Origin of the sequence: Pseudomonas sp. Marseille-Q5299 (genome assembly GCF_943737035.1) — a bacterium.
GTDB classification, from domain to species: domain Bacteria; phylum Pseudomonadota; class Gammaproteobacteria; order Pseudomonadales; family Pseudomonadaceae; genus Aquipseudomonas; species Aquipseudomonas putida_E.
Genome location: NZ_CALSFR010000001.1, coordinates 526,020 through 545,509, shown reverse-complemented (window position 1 = coordinate 545,509; position 19,490 = coordinate 526,020). Strand labels below are relative to the sequence as shown.

Annotated in this window: 20 protein-coding genes and 1 pseudogene; 13 read left to right on the top strand and 8 right to left on the bottom strand. The window is 62.2% G+C overall.

The genetic code is table 11. From position 1 onward, the window contains the following. The first annotated feature begins 39 nt into the window (after positions 1–39). A complete protein-coding gene (locus NGJ21_RS02375; RefSeq protein ID WP_046788054.1) occupies positions 40–1,161 on the top strand; it encodes a beta-ketoacyl-ACP synthase III in 1,122 nt (373 codons plus the stop codon). Between the two features lie 122 nt (positions 1,162–1,283). Here the strand turns inward: NGJ21_RS02375 and NGJ21_RS02370 are convergent, their stop codons facing one another. Next, positions 1,284–2,528 (bottom strand): putative porin, encoded by a 1,245-nt coding sequence (locus NGJ21_RS02370; protein ID WP_125924532.1) that lies wholly within the window; start codon positions 2,526–2,528, stop codon positions 1,284–1,286. Positions 2,529–2,789: 261 nt separating this feature from the next. Between NGJ21_RS02370 and NGJ21_RS02365 the strand changes: the two genes are divergently transcribed. After that, a complete protein-coding gene (locus tag NGJ21_RS02365) occupies positions 2,790–3,917 on the top strand; it encodes a GNAT family N-acetyltransferase (protein ID WP_046788090.1) in 1,128 nt (375 codons plus the stop codon). 13 nt (positions 3,918–3,930) lie between these two features. On the opposite strand, the gene NGJ21_RS02360 is transcribed toward NGJ21_RS02365, so the two are convergent. The 4 genes from NGJ21_RS02360 to NGJ21_RS02345 all read right to left on the bottom strand — a co-directional run bounded on the left by NGJ21_RS02360 (position 3,931) and on the right by NGJ21_RS02345 (position 8,127). After that, a complete protein-coding gene (locus NGJ21_RS02360; protein WP_119687596.1) occupies positions 3,931–5,763 on the bottom strand; it encodes an ABC transporter ATP-binding protein in 1,833 nt (610 codons plus the stop codon). Positions 5,764–5,826: 63 nt separating this feature from the next. Beyond that, a complete protein-coding gene (locus tag NGJ21_RS02355; protein WP_046788057.1) occupies positions 5,827–6,384 on the bottom strand; it encodes a peptidylprolyl isomerase in 558 nt (185 codons plus the stop codon). Beyond that, positions 6,378–7,190: an alpha/beta fold hydrolase gene (locus NGJ21_RS02350; RefSeq protein WP_251961740.1), complete on the bottom strand. Its 813-nt coding sequence runs from the start codon at positions 7,188–7,190 to the stop codon at positions 6,378–6,380. The genes NGJ21_RS02355 and NGJ21_RS02350 overlap by 7 nt, the downstream gene beginning before the upstream one ends. A 13-nt stretch (positions 7,191–7,203) precedes the next feature. After that, positions 7,204–8,127, bottom strand: coding sequence for a LysR family transcriptional regulator (locus tag NGJ21_RS02345; protein ID WP_012315658.1), 924 nt, complete (start codon positions 8,125–8,127; stop codon positions 7,204–7,206). A 48-nt stretch (positions 8,128–8,175) separates the two neighbouring features. On the opposite strand from NGJ21_RS02345, the gene NGJ21_RS02340 reads away from it, so the two are divergent. The 4 genes from NGJ21_RS02340 (at position 8,176) to NGJ21_RS02325 (ending at position 11,202) form a co-directional block, all read left to right on the top strand. Further along, the gene (locus NGJ21_RS02340) at positions 8,176–8,490 is read left to right on the top strand and encodes a hypothetical protein (RefSeq protein WP_012315657.1); all 315 of its coding nucleotides are present in this window, start codon (positions 8,176–8,178) and stop codon (positions 8,488–8,490) included. A 109-nt stretch (positions 8,491–8,599) separates the two neighbouring features. Then, positions 8,600–9,199 carry an FMN-dependent NADH-azoreductase gene (locus tag NGJ21_RS02335; protein WP_046788059.1) on the top strand — a complete coding sequence of 200 codons (600 nt, stop codon included), beginning with the start codon at positions 8,600–8,602 and terminating at the stop codon, positions 9,197–9,199. 190 nt (positions 9,200–9,389) lie between these two features. After that, positions 9,390–10,265 (top strand): carboxylate/amino acid/amine transporter, encoded by an 876-nt coding sequence (locus NGJ21_RS02330; protein ID WP_039603958.1) that lies wholly within the window; start codon positions 9,390–9,392, stop codon positions 10,263–10,265. 1 nt (position 10,266) lies between these two features. Continuing rightward, positions 10,267–11,202, top strand: a complete 936-nt coding sequence (locus tag NGJ21_RS02325; RefSeq protein WP_046788061.1) for an AEC family transporter — start codon at positions 10,267–10,269, stop codon at positions 11,200–11,202. Positions 11,203–11,316: 114 nt separating this feature from the next. On the opposite strand, the gene NGJ21_RS02320 is transcribed toward NGJ21_RS02325, so the two are convergent. Then, on the bottom strand, positions 11,317–12,618 hold the full coding sequence (locus tag NGJ21_RS02320; RefSeq protein WP_251961739.1) for a mechanosensitive ion channel family protein: 1,302 nt from the start codon (positions 12,616–12,618) through the stop codon (positions 11,317–11,319). A gap of 105 nt (positions 12,619–12,723) precedes the next feature. On the opposite strand from NGJ21_RS02320, the gene NGJ21_RS02315 reads away from it, so the two are divergent. Next, positions 12,724–14,082, top strand: a complete 1,359-nt coding sequence (locus tag NGJ21_RS02315) for a DEAD/DEAH box helicase (protein ID WP_012315652.1) — start codon at positions 12,724–12,726, stop codon at positions 14,080–14,082. Between the two features lie 119 nt (positions 14,083–14,201). Here the strand turns inward: NGJ21_RS02315 and NGJ21_RS02310 are convergent, their stop codons facing one another. Then, positions 14,202–14,474 carry a hypothetical protein gene (locus NGJ21_RS02310; protein WP_046788065.1) on the bottom strand — a complete coding sequence of 91 codons (273 nt, stop codon included), beginning with the start codon at positions 14,472–14,474 and terminating at the stop codon, positions 14,202–14,204. A 175-nt stretch (positions 14,475–14,649) separates the two neighbouring features. Here NGJ21_RS02310 and NGJ21_RS02305 point away from each other — a divergent pair. From NGJ21_RS02305 to NGJ21_RS02280, 6 genes and pseudogenes are all read left to right on the top strand, one after another. Further along, positions 14,650–15,160 (top strand): annotated as a pseudogene (locus NGJ21_RS02305) (SDR family NAD(P)-dependent oxidoreductase); the annotation flags it as partial. Between the two features lie 5 nt (positions 15,161–15,165). After that, complete coding sequence (locus NGJ21_RS02300; RefSeq protein ID WP_251961879.1) at positions 15,166–15,969, top strand: LuxR family transcriptional regulator; 804 nt, start codon at positions 15,166–15,168, stop codon at positions 15,967–15,969. A 171-nt stretch (positions 15,970–16,140) separates the two neighbouring features. Beyond that, the gene (locus tag NGJ21_RS02295; protein WP_046788068.1) at positions 16,141–16,419 is read left to right on the top strand and encodes a BrnT family toxin; all 279 of its coding nucleotides are present in this window, start codon (positions 16,141–16,143) and stop codon (positions 16,417–16,419) included. Further along, positions 16,397–16,651, top strand: a complete 255-nt coding sequence (locus tag NGJ21_RS02290) for a BrnA antitoxin family protein (RefSeq protein ID WP_012315648.1) — start codon at positions 16,397–16,399, stop codon at positions 16,649–16,651. Before NGJ21_RS02295 ends, NGJ21_RS02290 begins: the two co-directional genes overlap by 23 nt. A gap of 77 nt (positions 16,652–16,728) precedes the next feature. Beyond that, the gene (locus tag NGJ21_RS02285; RefSeq protein WP_115274130.1) at positions 16,729–17,124 is read left to right on the top strand and encodes a transcriptional regulator; all 396 of its coding nucleotides are present in this window, start codon (positions 16,729–16,731) and stop codon (positions 17,122–17,124) included. 105 nt (positions 17,125–17,229) lie between these two features. Then, positions 17,230–18,156 carry a DMT family transporter gene (locus NGJ21_RS02280; protein ID WP_125924526.1) on the top strand — a complete coding sequence of 309 codons (927 nt, stop codon included), beginning with the start codon at positions 17,230–17,232 and terminating at the stop codon, positions 18,154–18,156. 128 nt (positions 18,157–18,284) lie between these two features. Here NGJ21_RS02280 and NGJ21_RS02275 read toward each other — a convergent pair whose 3' ends face one another. Then, positions 18,285–19,454 (bottom strand): MFS transporter, encoded by a 1,170-nt coding sequence (locus tag NGJ21_RS02275; RefSeq protein WP_251961738.1) that lies wholly within the window; start codon positions 19,452–19,454, stop codon positions 18,285–18,287. Positions 19,455–19,490: the final 36 nt, after the last annotated feature.

The following is a 19,490-nucleotide window of genomic DNA, read 5'->3' as shown; positions in this document are numbered from 1 at the left end:
AGCGCCCTGTGGCGATGGCCTTTGACCAGAGGAACGATCGTGCATAACGTCGTGATCAGCGGCACCGGCCTGTATACCCCGGCCCAGAGCATTTCCAACGAAGAACTGGTGGAATCCTTCAACACCTGGTCGCAACAGTTCAACCGCGACAACGCTGCCGCCATCGAGCGCGGCGAGGTCGAAGCTGCGCCGCTCTCCGACGCCGCCTTCATCGAGAAGGCCTCGGGCATCAAGAGCCGCTTCGTCATGGACAAGGCCGGCATTCTCGACCCGCAGCGCATGAAGCCGCGCCTGCCGGAGCGTTCCAACGACGAGCAGTCGATCCTTTGCGAGATGGGCGTGGCCGCTGCCCGTCAGGCACTCGAGCGCGCAGGCCGCACCCCTGCCGATGTCGACGGGGTGATCGTCGCCTGCTCCAACCTGCAGCGCCCGTACCCGGCCATCGCCATCGAAGTGCAACAGGCGCTGGGCATCCAGGGCTTCGCCTTCGACATGAACGTGGCTTGCTCCTCGGCCACCTTCGGCATCCAGACCGCAGCCAACAGCGTGCAACTGGGCCAGGCCCGTGCGTTGCTGGTGGTCAGCCCGGAAATCTGCACCGGGCACCTGAACTTCCGTGACCGCGACAGCCATTTCATTTTTGGTGACGCTGCCACTGCCGTGCTGGTCGAGCGTGCCGACCAGGCCACCTCGGCACACCAGTTCGATATCCTCGGTACCAAGTTGCAGACCTCGTTCTCCAACAATATCCGCAACAATTTCGGCTTCCTCAATCGTGCAGCGGAAGAGGGCGTCGGTACGCGGGACAAGTTGTTCGTGCAGGAAGGCCGCAAGGTATTCAAGGAAGTCTGCCCGATGGTCGCCGAGCTGATCGGCAAGCACCTGGGCGAGAACGATCTGCAGCCCTCCGACGTCAAGCGCTTCTGGCTGCACCAGGCCAACCTGAGCATGAACCAGCTGATCGTAAAGAAGCTGCTGGGGCGTGAAGTGGCCGAGGAAGATGCACCAGTCATTCTCGACCGTTATGCCAACACCAGTTCGGCGGGGTCGGTGATTGCCTTCCACCTGTACCAGGATGACCTGGCCAAGGGTTCGCTGGGCGTGCTGAGCTCGTTTGGTGCGGGCTACTCGATTGGTAGTGTGATTCTGCGTAAACGCTGACAGTCAGCCCTGCGCCGGCTTGCCGGCCGCAGGGCCAGTGCGTTTCTCGAAGGCAAAAAAAGGCAGGAAATGCCGGATGGGGTCGGCATTTCCCGCCTTGAGTGAAGCTCAGGCGTTGCAGCTTAGAACTTGGCTTCCAGGTCCACCTGCAGCGTGTCGACATCGGCATCGCTGTTCGGCAACTGCGACAGGTCGGTCTTGGCCATCAGGTAGGCAGCGCCCAGCGAGAAGTTCTTGTCGATTTCATAACCGACCTTGAACTTGTGGCCGCGCGAGCCGGTGTAACCGTTGCCGAAGTCGGAGTCGGTGAACAGGCTGACCACGGCGTTGCGCTGAACATCGCGGTAGTTGTAATCCAGGCTCCAGGCGCCGACTTTGGTCTTCAGGCCAGCCAGCCAGGCCTGGTCTTCGCCATCGGTGCTTTCGGTGTTCTTCACGTACTGGCCATACGCCGACAGCGGGATGGCCAAGCCGGTGAAGTCCACCTGGCCGAAGCCTTCCACCAGGTTGAACTCGTTGGTGGTATTGCCGAACGACTGCAGGATGGTCGCTTCCTTGTCGTTGTCGTAGCCATAGATGCTCGCGCCGACGGTGAGCTTGAGCACATCGGCCGGGGCGAACTTGGCGCCCAACTGGCCGTGGTAGACCTGGGCGTCGTGCTTGTACTGCACGCCGTCGCCGTCCACGTTGTCCTTGAGCGTGTACTGGCCCGCGCTGGCGAAGACTTCGGCGCCGCCGAGGTCGGCTTTGTAGGTGGCGGCAACGCCTTCCGGGTTGATGTCGCCGTCCCAGATGATGTCACCCATGCTCACCCAAGGCTGTGCCATCTTGCCGCCGATCAGGTGCAGGTTCGGTACTGCGCTCGGGTGCCAGTCGAGGTAGGCCTGGTCGACCCACAGCGATTTCTTGTCGAAGTAGTTATCGAAACTCTGGTTGGTCGAACGGCGGTCTGCGCTGCTGCCGGTGGCGATGCGGATGCCTGCGTCGACTTGCGGGTTGATCTCGCTGTAGAAACCGACGCGGGCGCGAACGCGCTGGCGGTCCTGGTTGCCGCTGCTGCTGTTCGGGTCGTCGACGTTGACGTCCTCGTAGCGCAGGCGGATATCGCCTTTGACCTGGGTCTTGGCGGCCCAAGCCACTTTCTGTTCGAAGGAGCTCATGCGTTCTGACTGAGCTTTCTGGTCGGCCTTTTCCTTGGTTTCTTTTGCCAGGTCACCTTGCAGTTCGTTGTACTGCGCCTGGTTGATCGAGCCGTTGGCGCGGAGCATTTCGAGCAGCTTGGCGTCGACAGCCGCACTGGCCGGAGTACTCAGAGCCAGCATCATGCCGGTGAGGCTCACTCCGGTAAGTGTAGAAACAAGACGCATAAGGTTCTCCCTACTGAAAAATATTGGGGAGGCTCAGCGTCCACCCCCATGTTGGCATGTCTTCGGAAAGGGCCTGAATAGACAGGTTCTAGGGTTCCGGAAAACAGGCGCAAGTATTGCGGGGGCGAATGACAGAATAATGTCTATTTGGTGGCACTGCCGTTAAGTAATTGAGAATGAAAGGATCGGGCCGGCATTCGGCATTTGAGTGAGAGGCCGGTATTCCCTGATACTGATGCCCTCACTCCGCGAGTCGACATCGTGACCAGCCTCTATAGCCTTGCCCATCTGCGTGACCTGCCTGCCGCGACCTGGGACGCCTTGGTACCTGCCGGCCAACCCTTCCTGCGCCATGCGTTCCTGAGCGCCCTGGAGGACAGCGGCAGTGTCGCGCCAGCCACCGGCTGGGCGGCGGAACACCTGGTGCTGGAGCGTGACGGGCAAGTGCGTGCGCTGTTGCCGGCGTACCGCAAGTGGCATTCGTACGGCGAGTACGTGTTCGATCATGGCTGGGCCGACGCCTGCGAGCGTGCTGGTATTGCCTATTACCCCAAACTGCTCGGCGCCGTGCCGTTCAGCCCGGTCAGCGGGCCGCGCCTGCTCAGCGTTGACCCGGCCGATGGCCTGCTCATGCTCCAGGCATTGCCTGAGTATCTGGGCAAAGGCGGGCTATCCGGGGCTCACATCAACTTCACCGACCCTGGCCTGGATGCACAGATGGCCGGCCTGCCGGGCTGGATGGAGCGCCTGGGATGTCAGTTCCACTGGCGCAACCATGGCTACCGCGACTTTCAGGACTTTCTCGACAGCTTGAGTTCGCGCAAGCGCAAACAGATGCGCAAGGAACGTGAGCAGGTTGCAGGGCAGGGCATCGACTTTCGTTGGTACCGTGGCGATGAACTTGAGGAGGCTCAGTGGGATTTCGTCTACCTCTGCTACGCCAATACCTACGCAGTGCGCAGGCGTACGCCCTATCTGACCCGCGAATTCTTTAGCCTGCTGGCGCAGCGCATGCCCGAGGCCCTAAGGGTCGTGATGGCGCGTCAAGGCGGTCGCGATGTCGCCATGGCCCTGAGCCTAGTGGGTGGCGACAGCCTGTTTGGGAGGTACTGGGGCTGCCTGGATGAGTTCGACCGGCTGCACTTCGAAACCTGCTTCTACCAGGGCATGGACTTTGCGATTGCCGAAGGCTTGCAGCGCTTCGATGCCGGCGCGCAGGGCGAGCACAAGCTGATTCGTGGCTTCGAGCCGGTGCTGACCCGCTCCTGGCATTATCTGCTTCACCCAGGCCTGCGCCGGGCGGTGGACGATTTCCTGCAGCAGGAGCGGGCAGGGGTTATGGGCTATGCCGAAGAGGCACGGGGGATGTTGCCTTACCGCCGGGATTGAAACCCGACAGGCCTCAATCCACCCCGACGAACCCGCCCGTCTGGTGATGCCACAGCCTGGCATACAAGCCTTGTTGCGCCAGCAGTTCACTGTGGCTGCCACTTTCGACGATATGCCCCTTGTCCAGCACCACCAAACGGTCCATCCGCGCAATGGTGGAGAGGCGGTGGGCGATGGCGATCACCGTCTTGCCTTGCATGAGGGTTTCCAGGCTTTCCTGGATCGCCGCTTCGACCTCCGAGTCCAGTGCTGACGTGGCCTCGTCCATGATCAGGATGGGCGCGTTCTTGAGCAGCACCCGGGCTATAGCGATGCGCTGGCGCTGGCCACCGGACAGCTTGACCCCGCGCTCGCCCACATGCGCGTCGAAGCCCGTGCGGCCCTGGGCATCCGACAACTGAGGAATGAATTCGTCGGCACGGGCCCGGCGCACCGCCTCGTGCAGCGCTTGCTCGCTGGCATCCGGGCGGCCGTACAACAGGTTGTCGCGGATCGAACGATGCAGCAGTGAGGTGTCCTGGGTGATCATGCCGATCTGCGCCCGCAGGCTGGCCTGGCTCACCTCGGCGATGTCCTGCCCGTCGATCAGGATACGCCCGCCCTGCACGTCGTAAAGGCGCAGCAGCAGGTTGACCAGGGTCGACTTGCCGGCGCCGGAGGGGCCGATCAGGCCGATCTTTTCGCCCGGGCGGATGTCCAGGTTCAGCCCGTCGATGACGTTGCGGGCCTTGCCGTAGTGGAAGTCGACGTTATCGAAACGCACCGCGCCACGGCTCACGTCCAGCGGCGCTGCCTTGGGCTTGTCGGTGACGGTGACCGGCTGGGCGATGGTCTGCAGGCCGTCCTGCACCATGCCGATGTTCTCGAAGATGCCGTTGACCACCCACATGATCCAGCCCGACATGTTGACGATACGGATCACCAGCCCGGTGGCCAGGGCGATGGCGCCGACGGTGATCAGCGACTGGCTCCACAGCCACAGGGCCAGGCCGGTGGTGGCGACCACCAGCAAGCCGTTGAGGCTGGTGATGACCACGTCCATGCTGGTGATCACCCGCGACGCCAGCTGGGTCTTTTCGGTCTGCTCGCGGATCGCTTCGCGGGCGTACTGCTGCTCGTGGTCGGTGTGGGCGAACAGCTTGAGGGTGGCGATGTTGGTGTAGCCGTCGACGATGCGCCCCATCAGCCTGGAGCGGGCATCGGAGGAGATCACCGAGCGCTCTTTGACCCGTGGCACGAAATAAAACAGTGCGGCGACATAGCTGGCAATCCAGACCAGTAACGGCAGCATCAGGCGCCAGTCGGCCTCGGCGAACAGCACCAGCGAGGTGATCGCATAGATCAGCACGTGCCACAACGCATCCACCGCCTGCACGGCCGAGTCGCGCAGGGAGTTGCCAGTCTGCATGATGCGCTGGGCGATACGCCCGGCAAAATCGCTCTGGAAGAAGTTGAGGCTCTGCTTGAGCACATAGGTGTGGTTTTGCCAGCGGATCAGGCTGGTCATGCCCGGGTTGATGGTCTGGTGCACCAGCAGGTCATGCAGGCCAAAGAAGATCGGCCGCAGCAGCAGGACCACCACCAGCATCCAGATCAGCTCGCCGCTGTGCTCGCTGAAGAAATTGGCATTGGGCGTGCCCTGGGCCAGGTCGATGATGCGGCTCAGGTAGCTGAACATCGCCACCTCGATCAGCGAGGCAACCAGGCCGACCACCAGCAGGGCGAGAAAACTCGGCCACACCTGGCGCAGATAATAGAGGTAGAAGGGCCACACCTGGGTGGGCGGCGACTCGCTGGGCGCGTCGCGGAAGATGTCGATCAGTTGCTCGAAACGGCGGTACAGCATGGGTGACAACACTCCTGTTCAACCCGACCCTCAGGCGGTTTCACGTCCTTGTGAAGCCTGCAGTCAGTCGATGCGTTTGGCGGACTTGATGAACACCGGATCGGCCGGCACATCGCGCATGCCTTTCTTGACGGTAGTGCGCGAGTTGACGATCTGGTCGACTACCTCCATGCCCTTGGTCACTTTGCCGAACACCGCATAACCACGGTCACGGCCCGGGTTCAGGAAGTCGTTGTCGGCCACGTTGATGAAGAACTGGCTGGTGGCCGAGTTCGGGTCGGAGGTGCGTGCCATCGACAGGGTGCCGCGGGTGTTCTGCAGACCGTTGCCGGCTTCGTTGCGGATCGGGTCACGCGTCGGCTTTTGCACCATCTGCTCGGTGAACCCACCGCCCTGGACCATGAAGCCCGGGATCACACGGTGAAAAATGGTGTTGTTGTAGAAACCGCTGTCGACGTACTCGAGGAAGTTCTTGGTACTGACCGGCGCCTTCTCGGCATCGAGCTCGATTTCGACCTGGCCGAAGCTGGTGTCGAGCACTACGTGAGGGGTCTTGTCGGAGGCCATGACGGTGGTGGCAAAGGCGACCGAGCAGGCGGTGAGCAGAAGTTTTTTCAGCATGGGCTCAAAGATCCTTGAGAGGTGGAAGCGGCTGCGAGGAACTGCAGCAAAGTCTGGTTGAAGACTTCGGGTTGATCGAGGGGTGTAGCGTGCCGGGAATCATCGATGACTACCAGCCTTGCCTGCGGCATCAGGGCAACGTAGCGCTCTTTGAGTTGTACCGGGGTGTAATCGTGGTCGGCAGCGACCACCAGCGTGGGACAGTGTATCTGGCCGATGCGTTCCTGCACGCCCCAGTCCACGATGGCGTCAAAACTCTTGAGGTAGGCGCGTTTGTAGTTGCGCGCCCAGCGTTGCGCCATCTTCTGGCGCAAGTCGGCTTGCTCCGGTTTGGGGAACAGGCGCTGGGCCAGGCCCTTGCCGACCGTCTCGACACTGAGGATGCGCGCAAGGCCCCAGCGCTTGGCCCACCAGACCCAGTCGTTGCGCGTACGGCGCTTGACCTCGGGGGCGCTGTTGACGATGCACAGGCTGCGCAGCCATTGCGGATGGTCGACGGCGAATTGAAAGCCCACCATGGCGCCCATCGACAGCCCCACGAAGTGCACCGGGCCGGTCTGCAGGTGTTCGAGCAGGGCCAGCAGGTCTTCGCTGAATGTGGCGATCTGGTAGCCATCATTGGGCTTGTCGGAGCGGCCGTGGCCCCGGATGTCCATGAGGATCACCCGGTAATGGCGGCTGAGCGCGGGTACCTGCAGCTCCCAGTCCTGGCTGCTGGAGCCCAGGCCGTGCAGCAGTACCAGGGGTTCACCCTGGCCGTATTCCTGATAATGCAGCGAGCATCCTTCATGTTCGAAATAGGCCATGGGCGCGGTTCTCTCAGGCTTGCGGGGGGGCTGCGAAGGGCACGTCCAGTGGCGCGGTGTCGAAATTGCGCAGCAGGTCGATGAGAATCTGCGTGGCCGGGCCCAAGGTCTTCTCTTTGCTCGAATAAAGGTAGAACAGTGGATGACGGCTGCCACCCTGGTCCAGTGGCAGCGGCTTGAGCACGCCTTCGCGCAGTTCGCGATCGATCATGTGCCGCGGCAGCCAGGCAAAGCCCAGCCCGCTGCTGACGAAGGTCGTGGCGGTCCCCAGGCTGCCGACGGTCCAGCGCTGTTCGGCGCCGAGCCAGCCGACATCGCGGGGTTGGGCGCGGCCGGAGTCGCGGATCACCACTTGCAACTGGCTTTCCAGGTCCTGGAACGTGATCTCCCGGCCCAGGCGGTGCAGGCTGTGCTCGGGGTGGGCGACAGCCACGAACTCCACGGCACTGAGCTCGGTGCCCAGATAGCCGCCAATGCTGTAGCTACTGATGGCAAGGTCGGCGATACCTTCATGCATCACCTCCTCGACGCCGGACAGCACTTCCTCGCGCAGGCGCACCCGGCAACCGCGGCTCTGCGGCATGAACGCGGCCAGGGCACGTACCAGGCGGGCACTGGGGTAGGCGGCATCGACCACCACACGTACCTCGGCTTCCCAGCCTTGCTCCATGTGGTGGGCCAGGTCTTCAAGCTGGCTGGCCTGCTTGACCAGGTGCCGTGAGCGGCGCAGCAGCACGTTGCCCGCCTCGGTCAGCACGGCTTTGCGGCCATCGATGCGCAGCAGTGGTACGCCGAGCTGCTCTTGCATGCGCGCCACCGTGTAACTGACCGATGACTGCGAGCGGTGCAGGGCTTCGGCTGCCTGGGCAAACCCACCGTGATCGACCACTGCCTGCAAGGTTCGCCACTGATCCAGGGTTACGCGCGGCGCTTTCATCTTTGGCTCCTGTTGACCTAAGCTGCGCTCTTTCAAGGAGAGCGCCCCATGAAGAAATGTTGTGCGGCAATACTGATGTGCCTGCCCCTCGGGGCCATGGCTTACCCCATCGACGTGGAGAAGGAACTGGCCGGAGTCAAGCTGGACTACACCGCCTACGACACCGCGTACGACATCGGAGCCATCACCCTGAACAACTATGGGCAAGTGCCGGCGGCCTGCAAGGTGACGTTCCGCAACGGCCCGGAAGCGCCACGGGTACGCCGGGTGAATGTACCGGCGGGAAAAAGTGTGGACGTCACGGCCAAGTTCAACCGGCAGATCATCAAGCTGCGCATCGCAGTGAACTGCAAAGCGGAATAAAACTGATTAATCGATAGATTGCACCCACTTTTTACGCTTTTTTATCGATAGGTCAAGCCTTAATCTCACCTCCATCGAATCGCAACCCATTTTGCCGATGGAGGCACCCATGTCCCGCGTACTGATCGTCGAAAGCAGCGCCCGCCAGCAGGATTCCGTTTCCCGTCAACTGACCCGTGACTTCATCGAACACTGGCAAGCAGCGCACCCGGCCGACGAGATCACCGTTCGCGATCTGGCGGTGACCCCGGTGCCGCACCTGGACGCCAACCTGCTCGGTGGCTGGATGAAGCCTGAAGAGCAGCGCAATGCCGCTGAACTGGAGGCCCTGGCCCGTTCCAACGAGCTGACCGATGAGCTGCTGGCGGCCGACGTGCTGGTGATGGCTGCACCGATGTACAACTTCACCATCCCCAGCACGCTCAAGGCGTGGCTTGACCACGTATTGCGTGCCGGCATCACCTTCAAGTACACCCCGACCGGCCCGCAAGGCCTGCTGACCGGCAAGCGCGCCATTGTCCTGACAGCCCGTGGCGGCATCCACGCCGGCGCCACCAGCGACCATCAGGAGCCGTACCTGCGCCAGGTGATGGCATTCATCGGCATTCACGATGTGAACTTCATCCATGCCGAAGGCCTGAACATGAGCGGTGACTTCCACGAGAAAGGCATCAACCAGGCCAAGGCCAAGTTGGCTGCGGTGGCCTGAGCGTCAACCAATTCCCAACCCTGACACCTTGTTTGCTCCTTTGGGTGTACCTGCCCGGCCTCGATGGCCGGGTTTTTTTTTGTGTGTGAATCACTCACGCCCATGAAATGCGCAGCCCCCACATTGCGCATGGTTGAACACATCGGTCGCAACCCGCTAAGGTCGCGGCCTTGATTTACGAGAGGCAACCATGGGCTACCTGATAATCGTCGCGCTGATCCAGGCGTTTTCCTTCAGCCTGATCGGCGAGTACCTGGCCGGGCACGTCGACAGCTACTTTGCCGTGCTCGCACGCGTGGTGCTGGCGGGCCTGGTTTTCCTGCCGCTGACCCGCTGGCGCCAGGTCGAGCCGCGCTTCATGCGCTCGATGCTGCTGATCGGTGCGCTGCAGTACGGCATCACCTATGTCTGCCTGTACCTGAGTTTCCGCGTGCTGACCGTACCTGAGGTGCTGCTGTTCACGATCCTCACGCCACTGCACGTGACCCTGATCGAGGATGCGCTGAACCGCCGCTTCAACCCATGGGCCTTGCTCGCGGCCTTGGTCGCGGTCGCAGGGGCGGCGGTGATCCGCTTCGACAGCATCAGTGGCGACTTCTTCATCGGCTTTTTGCTGCTGCAGTTGGCCAACTTCACCTACGCTGCTGGCCAGGTGTTGTACCGCCATCTGGTTGCCCGCCACCCCAGCGACCTGCCGCATTACAAGCGTTTCGGCTACTTCTACCTGGGGGCGTTGATCGTCGTGCTGCCGGCTTTCCTGCTGTTTGGCAACACCCAGCATTTGCCGAGCACCGACGTGCAATGGCTGGTGCTGCTGTTCCTCGGGCTGTGCCCGACAGCGCTGGGCTTGTACTGGTGGAACAAGGGGGCCTGCATGGTGTCCGGCGCTACGCTGGCGGTGATGAACAACCTGCACGTGCCGGTGGGGCTGCTGCTCAACCTGCTGATCTGGAACCAGCACGAGCCATTGGGGCGCTTGCTCATCGGTGGCGCGATCATCCTGGCCTCCGTGTGGCTGAGCCGCCTGGGCAGCCGCACGGATGCACCGCTGGTGCGCAGGGCCTGACATGCACACCATCCTGGTCATCGTCGCGCCGATCTTTGCGTTGATCCTGGTCGGTTATCTTTGCCGCCGGACCAACAAGCTTGGCGACAAGGCTGCGGCCGAGATCAACAAGATGGTGGTCTGGCTGTGCCTGCCGGCCCTGCTGTTCAAGGTCACAGCCACCGCAACCTGGAGCGAGGTATGGCACCCAGGGTTCATCGTGGCCTTTGGCGCAGGGGCGCTGGCGATGTTCGTGGCCACGCTGGCCTGGCGGCTGTTCAGCGGCCACGGGCTGGTCGCGGCCAGCATCGACGGGCTCAGCGCGGGGTATGCCAACACCGGCTATATCGGCATCCCGCTGTGTTTGCTGCTGTTCGGTCAGCCCGGGCTGCAGCCTGCGTTGATTTCTTCGTTGATCGTGGTCTGCCTGGTGTTCGCGATATCGCTGACGCTGATCGAAATTGGCCTACAGGAAGAGAAGCGGATCGGCCGCGCCATGTGGGTAGTGGGCAAGGCGCTGGCGAAGAACCCCTTGGTGATTTCGCCCGTGGCTGGGGCCGCTTGGGCAATGTCCGGGTTGGGGTTGGCGGAGCCGGTGATGCATTTTCTCGACATGCTGGCCTTGGCCACCACGCCCTGTGCATTGATTTCGCTGGGGGCGTTTCTGGCAGAGAAACGCAGCGGCGCTCAGGCCAGCCCATGGCCACTGGTTGCGATGAAGCTGGTAGGGCAGCCAGCGCTGACTTGGGTGTTGGCGTTCAAGGTATTCAGCCTGCCGAACATGTGGGCTGCTTCAGCGGTACTGCTGGCGGCGCTGCCGACGGGGACCGGGCCCTTCATGCTGGCGGAGTATTACAACCGGGAAGCGGGGCTGATATCGCGGACGATCTTGTTGTCGACGGTGGCTTCTTTAGTCACCTTGACCGGGTTGTTGTACCTGCTGGGTTATGCGGGGTGATTTGGGGCTGCTGCGCAGCCCTTTCGCGACACAAGGCCGCTCCTACGGAGAACGCAAATCCCCGGTAGGAGCGGCCTTGTGTCGCGAAAGGGCCGCAAAGCGGCCCCAACAATCTCAAGCCTCGCTCATTTCTTCCAGGCGACGCGGCACTGGCTCTACCGAAGCGCGCCCCGCCAGCCCCACGCGCATGTCATTGCCGCTCGGCTGCTGATACAAGCTCAGCCCAAACTCCGGCAACACCGCCAGCAGGTAATCGAAGATATCCCCCTGGATCCGTTCGTACTCGGCCCACACGGTCGTGGTGGTGAAGCAGTAGATCTCCAGCGGCACCCCTTCGGCGCCGGTCTGCATCTGCCGGACCATGCAGGTCATGCCCTGGTGCACGTTGGGGTGGTTCCTCAGGTAAGCCAGGGCAAAGGCGCGGAAGGTGCCGATGTTGGTCAGCTGGCGGCGGTTGGCCGACAGCTCTGCCACCGGCCCCAGGGCTTCGTTCCATTCATGGAGCTCCTGGCGCTTGCCGGCCAGGTAGTCAGCGAGCAGGCGCACTCCGCTCAGGCGCTGTTCTTCTTCTCGGGTGAGAAAACGCACGCCCGCCGCATCGATGAACAGGCTGCGTTTGATCCGCCGGCCGCCCGATTGCTGCATGCCGCGGTAGTTGCGGAACGACTCGCTCATCAGCCGCCAGGTGGGGATCGAGACAATGGTCTTGTCGAAGTTCTGCACCTTCACCGTGTGCAGGGTGATATCGACCACATCGCCATCGGCGCCGACCTGGGGCATTTCGATCCAGTCGCCGACGTGCAGCATGTCGTTACTGGTGAGCTGCACGCTGGCGACGAACGACAACAGGGTGTCCTTGTACACCAACAGCAATACTGCCGACATCGCACCCAGGCCTGACAGCAGCAACAGGGGTGAACGGTCGATCAGGGTGGCGACGATGACGATGGAGGCGAAAATCCACAGCATCATCTTCGCCAGTTGCACATAGCCCTTGATCGAGCGGGTGCGGGCATGTTCGGTGCGGGCATAGATGTCGAGCAGGCCATCGAGCAGGCACGACAGCGCCAGGGTCATGAACAGCAGGGTAAACGCCAGCGCCATATTGCCAAGGAAGTGCTGGGCGGTATCGGACAGCTCCGGTACCAGTTTCAGCCCGAACTGGATGACCAGCGACGGTGTGGTCTGCGCCAGGCGGTGAAACACCTTGTTGTGGCGCAGGTCGTCGAGCCATTTGAGCGCAGGCTGGCGGGCCAGCAGGCGCGTGCCGTGCAGGATCAGAAAGCGCGCCAGGCGGCCGATTACCAGGGAAACCAGCAGCAGCACGGCCAGGCCGATGGCGGCGTGGAGCATCGGGTGTTGGTCGAGGGTGCCCCACAGGTCGAGGCTGTCGCGCCAGAGTTTTTGCATATCCATGAGCTTGAGTACGGTCTTTGCTTGCGAAACGAAGCGCCATTAGAGCGCGGATGGCGACAAAGTTGCCAAAAGAAATTCGGCTCCGGCGGCAGAAAACGTTACCCTATGCAACTGAATTTCCCGCACTTGCCTGAGGTTACCTCCGTGTTCTCCCAATTCGCCCTGCATGAACGCCTGCTTAAAGCCGTGGCCGAGCTTAAATTTGTCGAGCCAACCCCGGTGCAGGCCGCGGCCATCCCCTTGGCCCTGCAAGGGCGTGATCTGCGTGTGACCGCGCAGACCGGCAGCGGCAAGACCGCGGCCTTCGTCCTGCCGCTGCTCAACCGCCTGGTCGACCTGAAAGGCGCGCGCGTCGAGATCCGCGCGCTGATCCTGCTGCCGACCCGCGAGCTGGCCCAGCAGACCCTCAAGCAAGTGCAGCTGTTCTCGCAGTTCACCTACATCAAGGCGGGCCTGGTCACCGGCGGTGAGGACTTCAAGGAACAGGCCGCCATGCTGCGCAAGGTGCCGGACGTGCTGATCGGCACCCCGGGCCGCCTGCTCGAGCAGCTCAATGCCGGCAACCTCGACCTGTCCCACGTGCAGGTGATGATCCTCGACGAAGCCGACCGCATGCTCGACATGGGCTTCGCCGAAGACATGGAGCGCCTGTGCAAGGAGTGTGAGAACCGCGAGCAAACCCTGCTGTTCTCGGCCACCACCGGCGGCGCGGCCCTGCGCGACATCATCGGCAAAGTGCTGAAAGACCCTGAGCACCTGATGCTCAACAGTGTTTCGCAGCTGGCCGAAGGTACCCGCCAGCAGGTCATCACCGCTGACCACGACCAGCACAAAGAGGCGATCGTGCAGTGGCTGCTGGCCAACGAAAAATTCGACAAGGCGATCATCTTCACCAACACCCGCGTGCTTGCCGACCGTATCTACGGCCACTTGGTCGCCAAGGACGTAAAAGCGTTCGTGTTGCACGGTGAAAAGGACCAGAAGGACCGCAAGCTGGCCATCGAGCGCTTCAAGCAGGGCAGCTCCAAGGTGCTGGTAGCCACCGACGTGGCGGCCCGTGGCCTGGACATCGACGGCCTGGACCTGGTGATCAACTTCGACATGCCGCGCAGCGGCGACGAGTATGTGCACCGCATTGGCCGTACCGGCCGTGCCGGCGGCGAAGGTCTGGCGATCTCGTTGATCACCCACAATGACTGGAACCTGATGTCCAGCATCGAACGCTACCTCAAGCAGCAGTTCGAGCGCCGTGTGATCAAGGAAGTGAAAGGCACCTACAACGGGCCCAAGAAGGTCAAGGCGTCGGGCAAGGCTGCCGGCACCAAGAAGAAAAAGACCGAGAAGAAAACTGGCGACAAGAAGGCCGTGAAGCGCAAGCCTACCGCCAAGCCGAAGGCCAATGCACCGCTGACCAGCTCCGATGGCCTGGCACCGCTGAAAAAGCGCAAGCCTGCTGCTGAGTAATCAGTCAATGCTGGCCCTATCGCCGGCAAGCCGGCTCCCACAGGTACTCCATCAGCCTCAAGGGCGATGCGATCACTGTGGGAGCTGGCTTGCCGGCGATTGGGTCTTGATGTAATAGATCAATCCGCCTTCTTCTCCGCCTCCTTCAGCTCCTTGATCCGCTTGTCGATCAGCTGACACTTGTCGGGCAAGTCCTTGCTCGCCGTCCCCAGCTCCATCCCCTGGAGCTCATCGTTAATTTCCTTGGCTTTCTGCGGGTTCTGTTCGGTCAGCTGGCTCACCAGCCCGGCCAGTTCTTCACGTTTCTGGGTGGCCTCTTCCGGCGTGCAGGCCCAGGCGGGCAGGGCGCAGAACAGGGCGGTCGCACAGGCGATGCGCAGCAGCGGTTTCATCCTTTATACCTCCGGCGGTGGGGATGCCCGGTGGAGGCGCCTGCATGCCGGTAAGTTCCGCCTCCACGACCGGCGGAAGCCCCTGTGCACCTGGCCTATACCCCTGGGTATATGAACCCCGACTGCCCTCGGCTCTAGTTTGGAGCCACAACCAGAACAACCGAGGAGCAGACCCATGGATCGATTGAAAGGCAAGGTGGCACTGATTACCGGCGGGGCAGAGGGATGTGGCCTGGCAGCGTCGGAGCTGTTTGCCGCCGAGGGCGCCAAGGTGGCGATCCTCGACTTGCCCAGCAGCCAAGGTGAAGCCGTAGCGGCGCGCATCAATGCAACGGGCGGACAAGCCCTGTTCGTCGCGGCAGACGTTTCCGTGGCCGATCAGGTACACCGCGCCGTCAGCCAGGCCCAGGCGCACTTCGGGCCGATCACGGTGCTGATGAATCACGCAGGCATCATCGCTGCCGGGCCCTTTCTGGAGACCAGCGAAGCCGATTGGGACCGTTTGATGAGCGTCAACGTGAAAAGCATGTTCCTGGTGACCAAGGCAGTGCTGCCGGGCATGCTGGCCGCCGGTGGCGGCAGCGTGATCTGCACGTCGTCGATTTCGGCCGTGGTGGGCACGCCGATGGAAGTGCTCTACTGCACCACCAAGGGCGCCTGCCACATGTTCGCGCGTGCACAGGCCGCAGCCATGAACAGCGACCACGCCAACCGCCTGGCCACGGTGATTCGCAGCATCGGCAGCGACGCACTGGGCCCGGCCATCGACACTGCGCTCAAGGGCGTAGTCGATTTCGACATGAGCTGCGCTTACCTGTTTCGCTTCAACCAGCCGGCGCTGTTGGTGCACGATGGCTACAACCAGCGGGTGACCGAGCGTACGCTCAAGGCGTATCTGCGCGGGGGCTATTTGCTCGACCCGTTCTACGTCGCTTGCACCAACAATCACCCCACGGGGCTGTGGCGCATGAGCGAGCTGGCGCCGGACAGCTTCTTCGCCTCGGGCTTTTCCACCTTGCCCGACATCCACCCCTGTGTCTCGTCGCACCACGGCAGCTTGATCGAAGAAATCGGCTTCATCGTCCCTGTGCGCCCACGCACGGCGCTGGTGTTTTCCTTGATGCGCGGCTTGCACAAGGGGGCGTTCGAAACCGATGAAACCCAACGCCTCGCTGCGCTGACGCCGCTGATCGATGCCATTTTCAGCCAGCACCTACACCTTGCTCATGCCGAAGACCTGGCCGACCCGCAGGACTCGGACAGCCAGTTGGAAGACGCCTTCGTCAATATCCTCCAGGGCCAGTTGACCGAAACCCAGCGGCATGTGGCCAAGCTGATTTTGCAGGGGCACAGCAGCCAGTCGATCTCGCGGGCGCTGGGGATTTCGGAAGGGACGGTCAAGGTGCACTGGCACAACATCTGGCAGCGGTTGGGGATTGCCGGGAATGCGGAGTTGTTTCGGTTGTTTATTGGCTATCTCACGAAGCAGCAATGATCTGAAGGCTATGGCCTGTAATGGATCTGTGCGGCTTTTCTATCTTGGCTGTAATCCCTTTCCGAAACTGGCGTTTAACCTCCTGGCCCCATTGATGCGCGAGTGACCTCGTCCTAGTCTCGCGATGAAAGAGGAGGTATCGTATGTACATCTGTAAATACAGGGCGCCCCATGATATTTGAGTGGGACGCAACGAAAAATCAAACCAATATCCGAAAGCACGGCATCGATTTCGCTGATGTGCCCGACATGTTCAACCATCCCATGTTGACCCGACGGGACGACAGCGCACAATACGCTGAGGAGCGCTGGGTAAGCTTGGGATGGCTCAATGCCTTGCTTGGGGTAGTCGTGTACACGGAGAGGCAGGGTGAGGTAATCCGCATCATTTCCGCACGTAAAGCCACCAGATGGGAGGCCAAACACTATGACCAAAGCATCGAAAACTGATTGGAGCCGCCTGGCTCAAATGGACGATAAAGATATTGATACCTCGGATATCCCCGAGTTGGACCAGGCTTTCTTCCAGCAGGCTGAACTGCGTGTCCCGGCGAAGCAGGCAGTAACCATTCGCCTGGACGCTGATGTCCTCACCTGGTTCAAGGATCAGGGGGCGGGTTATCAGACGCGGATTAATCAGTTGCTGCGCCAGTACATGCAAGCCCAGCAGCGCCAGCGCTGAGATCTTTTGGAACGCACCAGACCCGCGACCGGTCCCAAGCTGTGTACCCCATGCGTCCACAGCAAGAGGCCATAGCCATGAGCATTACCTACGACTGGGACCTGATCGAGCGCTTGCTGCACGAAGTGCAGAACGGCGCCGGTCACAGCTTCACACCACGCCCCTATGCCGAGCAGCACGCTGCGGCTCTGGCCGCCGAGGGCCAGCCGGTGGGGGATGTGGACCATCTGAAAACCCGTGCCTGCGAGTACGAGAAGCTGCTATTCGAGCGCGGCTTCGTCGAGAGCCGGCCGCCAGAGGATGGCGGCAATGGAGAGAACTTCGTGCTCACCGAGCGCGGGTCGCGGCTGTTGAGCCTGATCGACAGCAGCATCCCGGGCTTCGAGCACCCGCGCCAGGTACTGGATGACCAGGAAGATGCGCTGGACGAAACCACCTTCGAGCAGGTGTCGGCGAAGGCGCAGATCGCTTGAGGTCGTATTGAGGCTGGCAAGGCCTGCCCGGAAAAACCGATAATCGGTCTTTTCTGAATACTGCCGAGCCTTGCCCATGCCATCGATCACCCAAGAGGGCCGCCCATGAGTGCGGCCCGCAAGAATCCCGATGCCTTTGCCTTCCAGGTCATGCTGGGGCTGTGCCTGATCTGGGGTTGCCAACAGGTACTGATCAAGTCTGCGGCGGTTGATATTGCGCCGGTGATGCAGGCAGCTCTGCGCAACGGCCTTGCGGCGGTGCTGGTCGGCTTGATGATCTGCTGGCGCGGTGGCTGGGGGCAGGTGGGGAGCACCTGGCGTGGCGGGTTGCTGGCCGGCGGTTTGTTTGGCCTGGAGTTCCTGTTCATCGCCGAGGGGCTGAAGCTGACATCGGCGGCGCACATGTCTGTGTTCCTCTATACCGCGCCGGTGTTCACGGCACTTGGGCTACATTTCATGCTGCCCAGCGAGCGGCTGCGCCTGCTGCAGTGGCTGGGCATTCTGTTGGCGTTCGGCGGAATTGCTACTGCGTTTGCCGGGGGCGTGTCGTTCGAAGAAATGGACGGGCGCATGCTGCTCGGCGATGCCTTCGGTGTGCTGGCCGGGTTAGCTTGGGGGGCGACGACCGTGGTGGTACGGGGTTCGCGCTTGTCCGAGGCGCCTGCGACGTTGACCCTCTTCTACCAACTGGCAGTAGGTTTTGTCGGGTTAGTGCTGATCGCCTTGCTCAGCGGGCAGATCGACAAGGTCTCGTGGACGCCCTTGGCGGTCGGCAGCGTGCTGTTCCAGGGCATTGTGGTGTCGTTTGTCAGCTACCTGACGTGGTTCTGGTTGCTGCGTAAGTACTTGGCCTCGAATTTGGCGGTGTTTTCTTTTATTACCCCATTATTTGGGGTGACGTTTGGCGTGCTCTTGCTGGATGAACCGCTTAGCGTGAATTTTGTGCTCGGGGCCGTAATGGTTTTGCTCGGCGTGGTGCTGGTCAGTGCCGAGCCTTGGGTGAAGCAGCAATTGCGCAGGTTTGTGGGATAGGGGTTGCTGTTACTGGCCCTATCGCCGGCAAGCCGGCCCACAGGTACCCCACTAAACCTGAGGGCAGTGGGGCATCTTTGGGAGCCGGCTTGCCGGCGACAGGGCCGGTATTGATCAAGCTTGATCAATCACGCAACCCGCCCTGCAATTTGGCAGTTCTGGTTGTTGCGTGTGCCGGTAAGAACCAATACCCCCGCCAGCCCCAACCCAGCCGCCGCCATTACCAGCGCCGGCTGCAAGCTCCCGCTGTAATGGTTGCTCAACGCCGCCAGCAACGGCCCGCTCAATTGCCCCAGCGCAAAGCACGCAGTCAACAGCCCGGCATTGCGCTGCGTCGCATGCGGCGCGAGCTCCCGCGAGCGTTGCATCACCAACTGCATGCATGCCAGGAACGGCGTACCGCAGAGCACTACGCCCAAGGCGAGGCCAAGGCCACCGCCCATCAGGCAGGCCAGCACGCCAAGGCCTTGCAGCCACAAGGTCGCGCTCAGCCAGGCCGAAGTGCGGCCTGCGCGTCGCACACTCACCAGCACCACGCCCATCGCCGCCGCCACACCAAACGCTGGCCAGAACAGATCGGCCATCCAGTTGCCCTGGAACTGTTGGTTGGCCATTTGCGAGAGGAACGTGGCCGGCAGGATGTAACCCACGCCATACAAGGCATACACCAGGCCAAGGCGGCCAATGCCAACGCTGCGCGTCGCCCCTTGCTGCACCGTGCTCGGTACCACGGCGGGTTCCAGAGCGCGAGGCAGCCAAGGGTACACCGCCAGCAGCATGACCAGCGCGGCAACGGCATACACCAGCCATAACGCTGCCGAGCTCATACCGAGCAAGTGAGCGAGCAATGCCAGCAGGCCGGTGACGGCGATGCCCAGGCCGGGCCCGGCGAACACCAGGGCGCCCAGGCGCGGACGGTTGTTGGCGTTGGCCAGTTGCTGGCTGAGGCTGGTGATCATCACCAGCACCCAGGCACTGGCAACACCCGTGCCGAAGCGCAGCAGCAGGTGGCTCCAGAACCCGTCCGCAGCCCAGGACGCCAGGGTCAGCACTGCGCAAAGCCACAGGCCGCCATGCAGGCGCAGCCTGACCTGGGCGGGGGTGCGGGCGAACATGGCGTCTGCCGCGCCAATGAAATAACCCAGGTAGTTGGCCGCCGCGACCAGGCCGGCGGCGGTCAGGTCGAACTGGCCTTCGGCGATCAGTTGCGGCAGTTGTGCGGTGAGAGCGAAGCGGCCGATGCCCATGGCCATCATCAGGGCTACGGCGCTGGCCAGCAGTTGTACGAACGGCGACATGAGGACACTCCTGCGCGGGTGTAAACGATGGATGGC

What these genes read in the sequence shown, in the direction of transcription:
- NGJ21_RS02315 (WP_012315652.1), top strand. Translation starts at nt 12,724, where the DNA reads ATGCAACTGAATTTCCCGCACTTGCCTGAGGTTACCTCCGTGTTCTCC.
- NGJ21_RS02335 (WP_046788059.1), top strand. Translation starts at nt 8,600, where the DNA reads ATGTCCCGCGTACTGATCGTCGAAAGCAGCGCCCGCCAGCAGGATTCC.
- NGJ21_RS02350 (WP_251961740.1), bottom strand. Translation starts at nt 7,190, where the DNA reads ATGGCCTATTTCGAACATGAAGGATGCTCGCTGCATTATCAGGAATAC.
- NGJ21_RS02345 (WP_012315658.1), bottom strand. Translation starts at nt 8,127, where the DNA reads ATGAAAGCGCCGCGCGTAACCCTGGATCAGTGGCGAACCTTGCAGGCA.
- NGJ21_RS02325 (WP_046788061.1), top strand. Translation starts at nt 10,267, where the DNA reads ATGCACACCATCCTGGTCATCGTCGCGCCGATCTTTGCGTTGATCCTG.
- NGJ21_RS02280 (WP_125924526.1), top strand. Translation starts at nt 17,230, where the DNA reads ATGAGTGCGGCCCGCAAGAATCCCGATGCCTTTGCCTTCCAGGTCATG.
- NGJ21_RS02340 (WP_012315657.1), top strand. Translation starts at nt 8,176, where the DNA reads ATGAAGAAATGTTGTGCGGCAATACTGATGTGCCTGCCCCTCGGGGCC.
- NGJ21_RS02370 (WP_125924532.1), bottom strand. Translation starts at nt 2,528, where the DNA reads ATGCGTCTTGTTTCTACACTTACCGGAGTGAGCCTCACCGGCATGATG.
- NGJ21_RS02285 (WP_115274130.1), top strand. Translation starts at nt 16,729, where the DNA reads ATGAGCATTACCTACGACTGGGACCTGATCGAGCGCTTGCTGCACGAA.
- NGJ21_RS02330 (WP_039603958.1), top strand. Translation starts at nt 9,390, where the DNA reads ATGGGCTACCTGATAATCGTCGCGCTGATCCAGGCGTTTTCCTTCAGC.
- NGJ21_RS02295 (WP_046788068.1), top strand. Translation starts at nt 16,141, where the DNA reads ATGATATTTGAGTGGGACGCAACGAAAAATCAAACCAATATCCGAAAG.
- NGJ21_RS02290 (WP_012315648.1), top strand. Translation starts at nt 16,397, where the DNA reads ATGACCAAAGCATCGAAAACTGATTGGAGCCGCCTGGCTCAAATGGAC.
- NGJ21_RS02275 (WP_251961738.1), bottom strand. Translation starts at nt 19,454, where the DNA reads ATGTCGCCGTTCGTACAACTGCTGGCCAGCGCCGTAGCCCTGATGATG.
- NGJ21_RS02310 (WP_046788065.1), bottom strand. Translation starts at nt 14,474, where the DNA reads ATGAAACCGCTGCTGCGCATCGCCTGTGCGACCGCCCTGTTCTGCGCC.
- NGJ21_RS02355 (WP_046788057.1), bottom strand. Translation starts at nt 6,384, where the DNA reads ATGCTGAAAAAACTTCTGCTCACCGCCTGCTCGGTCGCCTTTGCCACC.
- NGJ21_RS02360 (WP_119687596.1), bottom strand. Translation starts at nt 5,763, where the DNA reads ATGCTGTACCGCCGTTTCGAGCAACTGATCGACATCTTCCGCGACGCG.
- NGJ21_RS02320 (WP_251961739.1), bottom strand. Translation starts at nt 12,618, where the DNA reads ATGGATATGCAAAAACTCTGGCGCGACAGCCTCGACCTGTGGGGCACC.
- NGJ21_RS02300 (WP_251961879.1), top strand. Translation starts at nt 15,166, where the DNA reads ATGAACAGCGACCACGCCAACCGCCTGGCCACGGTGATTCGCAGCATC.